General features: G+C 52.3%; 8 protein-coding genes. All 8 read left to right on the top strand.

All coding sequences use genetic code 11. The features are described from left to right. Nucleotides 1–26 precede the first annotated feature (26 nt). Nucleotides 27–1,646, top strand: coding sequence for a hypothetical protein (locus ACJ8QF_RS24250; protein WP_442537958.1), 1,620 nt, complete (start codon nucleotides 27–29; stop codon nucleotides 1,644–1,646). Continuing rightward, on the top strand, nucleotides 1,646–2,104 hold the full coding sequence (locus ACJ8QF_RS24255; RefSeq protein WP_122078824.1) for a phage tail protein: 459 nt from the start codon (nucleotides 1,646–1,648) through the stop codon (nucleotides 2,102–2,104). Before ACJ8QF_RS24250 ends, ACJ8QF_RS24255 begins: the two co-directional genes overlap by 1 nt. Next, a complete protein-coding gene (locus ACJ8QF_RS24260) occupies nucleotides 2,079–2,294 on the top strand; it encodes a tail protein X (RefSeq protein ID WP_442537959.1) in 216 nt (71 codons plus the stop codon). The genes ACJ8QF_RS24255 and ACJ8QF_RS24260 overlap by 26 nt, the downstream gene beginning before the upstream one ends. Before the next feature lie 3 nt (nucleotides 2,295–2,297). Beyond that, a complete protein-coding gene (locus ACJ8QF_RS24265; RefSeq protein ID WP_442537960.1) occupies nucleotides 2,298–3,422 on the top strand; it encodes a contractile injection system protein, VgrG/Pvc8 family in 1,125 nt (374 codons plus the stop codon). A 20-nt stretch (nucleotides 3,423–3,442) separates the two neighbouring features. Beyond that, a complete protein-coding gene (locus ACJ8QF_RS24270) occupies nucleotides 3,443–4,141 on the top strand; it encodes a hypothetical protein (protein WP_442537961.1) in 699 nt (232 codons plus the stop codon). A 66-nt stretch (nucleotides 4,142–4,207) separates the two neighbouring features. Next, a complete protein-coding gene (locus ACJ8QF_RS24275) occupies nucleotides 4,208–4,492 on the top strand; it encodes a DUF4236 domain-containing protein (protein ID WP_442537962.1) in 285 nt (94 codons plus the stop codon). Nucleotides 4,493–5,249: 757 nt separating this feature from the next. Continuing rightward, complete coding sequence (gene repA / locus ACJ8QF_RS24280; RefSeq protein ID WP_442537963.1) at nucleotides 5,250–5,780, top strand: plasmid replication initiator RepA; 531 nt, start codon at nucleotides 5,250–5,252, stop codon at nucleotides 5,778–5,780. After that, nucleotides 5,777–6,565, top strand: a 789-nt coding sequence (repA, locus tag ACJ8QF_RS24285) for a plasmid replication initiator RepA (RefSeq protein ID WP_442537964.1), incomplete at its 3' end; no start/stop codon positions are given. The genes repA (ACJ8QF_RS24280) and repA (ACJ8QF_RS24285), both read left to right, overlap by 4 nt.

Here is a 6,565-nt window from a genome sequence, read left to right on the forward strand (position 1 = left end):
GGTGCTTGAAGTGGAGATAATCAATCGTGGCCGGACTTAGCCAAAAATTAAAGGCCGTTATCAGTTTCGGCGGCAATATCGACTCCTCCTGGGGCCGGTCTACGGACGGTCTGAAAAAGGGGCTGAGTTCTGTCGAAAAACAGTCTGAGAAGCTGACCAAACAACAGAAGGCCCTGGCTTTAGAGATGAAGCAGGCCAAATTAGCCGGCAAGGATATTGCCGGTTTAAAACGGGACTATGCCGGCGTTACGCGCGAGATAAAAAAAGCGGATGCCGCGCAGGTGGCTTTAAATCGTGACCTGCAGCGCGCCGAACGGCTGCGCCGCTTTGGGTCTGGTGCTAAAACGGCGGCCGGCCGAACGTTGAAAGCGGGGATCGGGATGACCCTCGGCGGCGGAGCGCTGGCGGCAGCGGCCGGCGCCATACTTTCCCCGGTAAATATGAACGCCCGGACCGCTGAATCGGTCGGCAAGGCGAGAACCTACGGCGTGGGCATCGAGACGTATAACGCCTGGGACAGTTTCGGGAAACAGATGGGGCTGAATGGGGAGAACTTTGGGGACCTCCTGGAGGAGCTAAAAAACAAGGCCGGCGAATACAAGGCGACCGGGGAGCAATCCTCGCTTAACGATGCTTTCAAGATGCTGAAATTTGGCGCCGGCGATTTTGCCGGCCTGACCAATGAGCAGCAGTTTGAAAAAATCATGGAGCGCGCCCTAACGCACAAAGACGAGCAGGAGGCGGCGTCCGCGGTCGATATGCTGATGGGGGGCGAGGCCAATAAAATCCTGACGTACATGCGCCTGACCGGCAAAAGTTACAAGGAGATGATGGATCAGCAGAAGCGTTACAACCTGGTCACGAAGGAGGGCGCTGATGGGGCCATTCGCGGCAATGTTGCTTTCAGCAATCTGCGCAGCGTATGGGGATCGGCCGTGGAGGAAATCGCCGGCAAGCTGGGCGGCTCGTTGGCGCCCAAGGTGACACAGCTTGCCAATGAACTTTCCGCCTGGTTCAAAAATGGCGGCATAGAAATTATCTCCACCACGATCAGGAACAAATGGATCCCGAACCTGGTGGAGTTCGCCAACGGGATAATGACGGTTACAAAGCTGTTTCTGGCCATCGCCAGAAAATTAGCCTGGCTGTTGCCCGATGAGCAGAGCGACAAAAAAGCCATTGTGCGCTCTCTCGGCAAAGGGGATATCGAGGGAGCGCGTGATTTTGCCCAAACGCGGGGACAGTCTGCCTGGCTGGAGTCCATTTTGAAGGACCCGGAGAAGCAGAAGGCACTGCAGGGCATTTACAGCGATGCGCAATATTCATTGTCCAGTGAGCGGATTATGAGTCCTGGTGCGTATTGGGATAAGGCCGACGATCGGATGCTGGCCGCTATCGGGGAAACTGACAAAGGTGATGATCCGTTAGAAGGGGCCTTTTCTTTCCTGTCGTCACTGACCAATCAGGGCGCCGCTGGCGACAAGCCGGCGATGACAGACAATCGCCGGCAAGAGGTCAATATGACGGTGATCGCTCAACCTGGCCAGGATGCGCAAGCGGTGGCGGATAGCGCGGTGTCGTCAATGAAAAATATGGATGTATTCAACGGCAACAATGCGATGCATGACCCAGCGGAGGCCTGGTAATGGTGGACATTATTGGCACGATCACGGGCGCCTATGATGCACGGCGGCCGGCGGACAGCGCCAGCATTATGATGATGCTCGGCACCTTTGAGTTTTCTATCGACACGACGACCTATAACCAGTTGACGCGGGAAGCCCGTTGGCGCTGGAGTGAGCAGGAGCGGATCGGCAAACAGGACTTGCTGCAGTACACAGGGAAATCCGCCCGGACGGTCAAAATGGACGGGGAGGCGCATTCCCAGTTTCGAAACGGTGTGGCCAGCATTGATACGCTTTATGACCTGGCCGACAAGGCCGAGCCTCAGCAACTGGTGAGCAGCGCCGGTGATGTGTTGGGCTGGTGGGTTATTACCGATTTTACCGACACGACGCCGGCGTTTTTGCCTGGCGGCGCTCCTCGCAAGAAAACCTACTCGATCACGATAAAACACTATGCCGACGAATTATCTAACCCGTGAGGGTGACGTACTGGATGCCGTCTGTGCGGCCCACTACGGCGCGGAGAACCTTTCGCAGACCGTTGTAACGGTTTTAGACGCTAATCGCGAACTGGCGGCACTGGGGGCTGTTTATCCGGCAGGGTTAATCATCACCCTGCCGGACATAGAGACGCCAACGCCCGAATCACCGATCCAGCTATGGGATTAATTGATGCAACAAAAACAGCCGGCCGAATTTCGGCCAGAATTCCGCATTATTGCGGAGGGGCAGGATATAACCGCGATCATTCGTGAAAACCTGGTGGATATCAGCTTAACGGACAACGGCGGCGCCACGGGCAAAACTGACGAGCTGCAAATTACCCTACTGTCTGAAACGCTAAAACTTCCCTCAAAAGGTGCGCGCCTGAGCGTTGCCCTGGGCTTTAATGGCCAACTGGTCGATAAGGGCTGGTTCGTGGTGTCTGGCCGCGCCAGTAGCGGGCCACCGCGCAAGATCCAGCTTTACGCCACATCGGCCCCAATGAACGCGCAAAAACAGCCAGGCAATGTGCAGAGCCAGAAAAGCCGCAGCTGGGACGGCGTGACGCTGGGGGACATCGTGAAAACGGTGGCCACCGATAACGGCCTCATTCCCAAGATAGCCGCGCAGCTGGCCGACATCGCGATAGAACATATTGACCAGGTGAGAGAGTCCGACGCGGCGCTGATGACCCGGCTTGCGCGTGCACATAACGCGGTAAGCAAGGCCGCCGGCGGTTATTGGTTGTTTCTGGAGCAGGGGGAAGCCACTACCGCCAGCGGTGGCGCACTCAGTAACGTCACGATAACCCGGGAGGCGCTATCCTCGTGGAGCTATTCAGATGGCCAGCGTGGGGCCACAACGGGAAAGCCGGCGAAGACGGCAGACGGTAAAGGCAAAAAGGGCAAGGTGAGTGTTGCCTATTACGATCCCGCTGATGGTCGAACGAAAACCCAATCGCTGGAGCATGACGGACCCGACCAGGCCAACCCTTTCACGCAGCCGAGCAAGGCCCAGGCGGACAGCAGCGCCAAGTCAAAAATGACGCAGGCCAACCGGAACGAAAGGCGAATGACGCTAAGCGGGCCGGGCCGGCCGCAGTATGTGCCGTTGACTGCCGAAAGTCGGATAACAACGGCGGGATTTGGTGAGGAGGAGGATCGCACCTGGTTAATCGAGTCCCTGGCGTTCTCTTTGAGCAGCTCAGGCCTGGCGATGGCGTTTAACCTGGTCACTGATATTAAACCGCCTGCAGAGAGCAAAGCGAAAGCTGAGAAGAAAGAAAAAAAATCCGATGGGATTGGATATTATTAACGCTATTCAAGTAAGGTAAAATGATGGAAAAGTTAAGGCTTGTCCGTTCTGCTCAACAATTAAAATCAGGTAGCCGAAATATTCAAGATAGTGAATTATCATTGTCAATATCCAAGCTGCCACCTACTGATAAATTAAACCTCACTGCTTTAGTTCCCGTTGTTAATGAAGGGGTGACTGAGGCGGCGACAATACAAGATATCGTTGATTTACTCGATGGGGGGGCGCCTGGTGATATCAAGTTAGATCCCAGCGCAAATAATTTGCTAAGTAAGAGTGACGCGGGACTTATGTTAGACCGTTATAAGGCCCCTTGCGTGGGTATTACCGGCACGTATGTGAGTACCGGCGCGGGGCCTGACTTCACTAAGGATAACGCGTTTAGTGAAACGGGCGGCATTTGGAGAGTAAAAAACACGCTCATGCTTAGCCGAGTACCAAGCACGGCTAATGGTGCGGTCATTGTTGATATCACGCTGGGAAAAATACCCTGTGACAGTTCCGGGATCCCTTTGCAGTATACGCTAAGTGTCGGGACAACAAGTAAAAAGGTCGGTGGAGTCTGGCGCCAGCATTCTGTCATGATATTGGCCATTGTTGGCGCCCCCATTAAATTAATGGATGTTGTTTCCGGAGTTTTAGAAGATTACAAAGAGGGGGTAGCGTGGGGGGTAAGCGTTAAATATACGTTTGGGGATATGGTCCCATCGGTCCCATAGCTTTATAGAGCGAGAATAAGTCCCGTGTTATACTTCTTCCTAAATTAAAACAAGGAGGTGGTATTCATGGCAATTCGTTTTAGAAAGCGCATACGCATAGCTCCAGGCATTTATATTAACATAGGAAAGAAAGGAATCAGCACATCTGTAGGCCCGCGCGGAGCCTCCTTAAACATTGGTAAGCGTGGCGTCAATGGAACGGTAGGGATACCCGGATCTGGCCTTTCTTATTCAACGAAATTATCAGATGGAAAGGCTAAAAAAGAGGGTGAAAAGACAGAGTTTCCGCTCTGGTTTCGCTTGGCTGTTGTCGCTGCTGCATTCTTAATTGTGTATATACTAGCGCACTAATTAAAAAAAAGAGGCGGAATTAACCGCCTCTTTTAGTATTCCCTGGTGCTGGTGGCAATTCTATTTTTTTACATTTCCAATAAACACCGCACGGATAAATTTTCCGATTCTTGTTACTGTCCGTTTTAAAATTGATGCTGGTTTGCACTTCTTACAGTAGCCCGGCTCGGCGTTAGCCCAACTGGTGGTTTCTGCTATCCATAACCCGCACGTTCTGCAAAACGTCATGTTGCACGCAGACATGAGACACCTCCATATGAAAACCATATTAAGGTTGAGTGTATTGTCGGTGAGTTGCAAATGGTTATGGCCGATCGATAAATCGCTATTGATCGGCGATGACGATCATAAAAGTGATGCCTGGGAGCCGAAAAGATCGGCAAATTGAGGCGCTTTTGCGTTTTCGTTTGACGTACAGAGGGTTACGAGTAGAATCAAAAAGCAGTATGAGGATCCTTTAGGGATCCAGATCGGATTACGAACAATAAGCGCTCGACCGCCGCGAGATCTAATGCGAAGCTCGGAAAGGTGTGCTAGAGTCTGTTCGTGGCCCCAAAGTGTGGTTTTACGCCACAAACTGAATTAAAGGCCTCTCGGCGATGTTTACCGGGAGATACAAAAGCAAAACCCCCGCAGCTGGTAACTGCGGGGGTTCTGCCGGAATCCACAAGAAAAAATCTATCGGACGCCTCGACAACTCCGATAATAGACGTGGATACCGGCAAAAGCAAGCGCAATGCGCCGAGATTCCGTGTTCATGTTTACAAAATACGTTAGCAATCCTACACCTGTCTTTGTGCCTCCTCAGTCTCATGAGGAGCGGCCTGATTTCGTTCGAAAACTGTTTGATTCTGCCTCTAACCGAAAAGTTTGGTTGTGGGTGGGGTTCTACGGTATTCAGCCGATAGATCCGGCCACGCATAAGCCTATCCCCCGCCATCGGTTCTTTAACTCACATCGTGCGCAGGCAATCCAAGCGATTACCCTGGGTATTATTTATCATTTGGATGTGATCACCGGCATAGCGCGGGTAAGCGTTGAGCAACTAGCGCAACAATGTGGCTTATCCACAAAGCCTGGTGCTATAACCCGCGCTAGCCGTGCCATCGTCACGCTGGAGCAATATGGGTTACTCAAATGCGAAAAGGAACGCGGTAGAGAAGGGGCGCGGGCACAAAAACGTATAGAGATAACGCCCTTATTTATTGATATGTGCGGCGTCAATCCGAATGAATTTGCACTTGCTCAGTTGGCTGCAAAAAATGCGATCAAGGTGGGCGTACTATGAGTTATGTACATAACCCCTACCCGACCTTTGAAGCGCCAGCCCATCATGGCCAACGTCCCGCATTTATTCGAAAGCTGGTTAACTATGCCGCTAAACGCAAGGTTTGCTATTGGGAAGGGTTCCGCGCCCTGTGGCCGATTGACCCTGCAACACTCAAGCCGATCTATCGTCAACGGCATTTCAACCTGCATCGCGCTCGAGCTATACAGGCTGTAGTTCTTGGCATTGCCCATCATCTTAATATTGTTACGGGCATTGTTAAGGGAGCTAGCATAGAGCTACTAGCGCACCAGTGCGGCCTGGCCACAAAGTCAAAAGCAGGTAATGAGTCAATTACCCGCGCCAGCCGCGCAATCATTACCCTAGAACAATTTGGCGTTTTGAGGTGCGAAAAAGTATGGGATAAGACGGCGGGAACGTGGATCCCTAAATTGATAGAGATCACCCCTCTATTTTTGGATATGTGCGGCATTAACCGTGCGGAATACGAGAGGGCGCAGCAGCAACAGCTCGGCTTTGAAAAGCGGGGCCTGTCATTGGCCGAACAAGAAGAGTTAACGATCAGTGAGGCCCGCCGGCGCGCAAAATTATTACATCGGCAGGCAGCTTTTGAACGCCGGCGTAAACAAGATAAAGATCACGCAGCCCGAAAACTGGCTAAAAAGCTGGCGCAGAAGTCATTAGACGAACAGCGCGGAGCTATACAAAATAACCTGATAAAAATGCTAGGCGCAGATGAAATCAAGCGTCTCGGCGTGGCTGGTTTTAAAGAGCTGGTAGATCGT

Source organism: Serratia sp. CY81684 (genome assembly GCF_052166595.1).
In the GTDB taxonomy this organism is placed as follows: domain Bacteria; phylum Pseudomonadota; class Gammaproteobacteria; order Enterobacterales; family Enterobacteriaceae; genus Serratia; species Serratia nematodiphila.

Bases quoted from the DNA above. Each gene is read 5' to 3' on its own strand.
- ACJ8QF_RS24270 (WP_442537961.1), top strand. From the start codon at position 3,443: ATGATGGAAAAGTTAAGGCTTGTCCGTTCTGCTCAACAATTAAAATCA.
- ACJ8QF_RS24255 (WP_122078824.1), top strand. From the start codon at position 1,646: ATGGTGGACATTATTGGCACGATCACGGGCGCCTATGATGCACGGCGG.
- repA (WP_442537963.1), top strand. From the start codon at position 5,250: ATGTTTACAAAATACGTTAGCAATCCTACACCTGTCTTTGTGCCTCCT.
- ACJ8QF_RS24265 (WP_442537960.1), top strand. From the start codon at position 2,298: ATGCAACAAAAACAGCCGGCCGAATTTCGGCCAGAATTCCGCATTATT.
- ACJ8QF_RS24275 (WP_442537962.1), top strand. From the start codon at position 4,208: ATGGCAATTCGTTTTAGAAAGCGCATACGCATAGCTCCAGGCATTTAT.
- ACJ8QF_RS24260 (WP_442537959.1), top strand. From the start codon at position 2,079: ATGCCGACGAATTATCTAACCCGTGAGGGTGACGTACTGGATGCCGTC.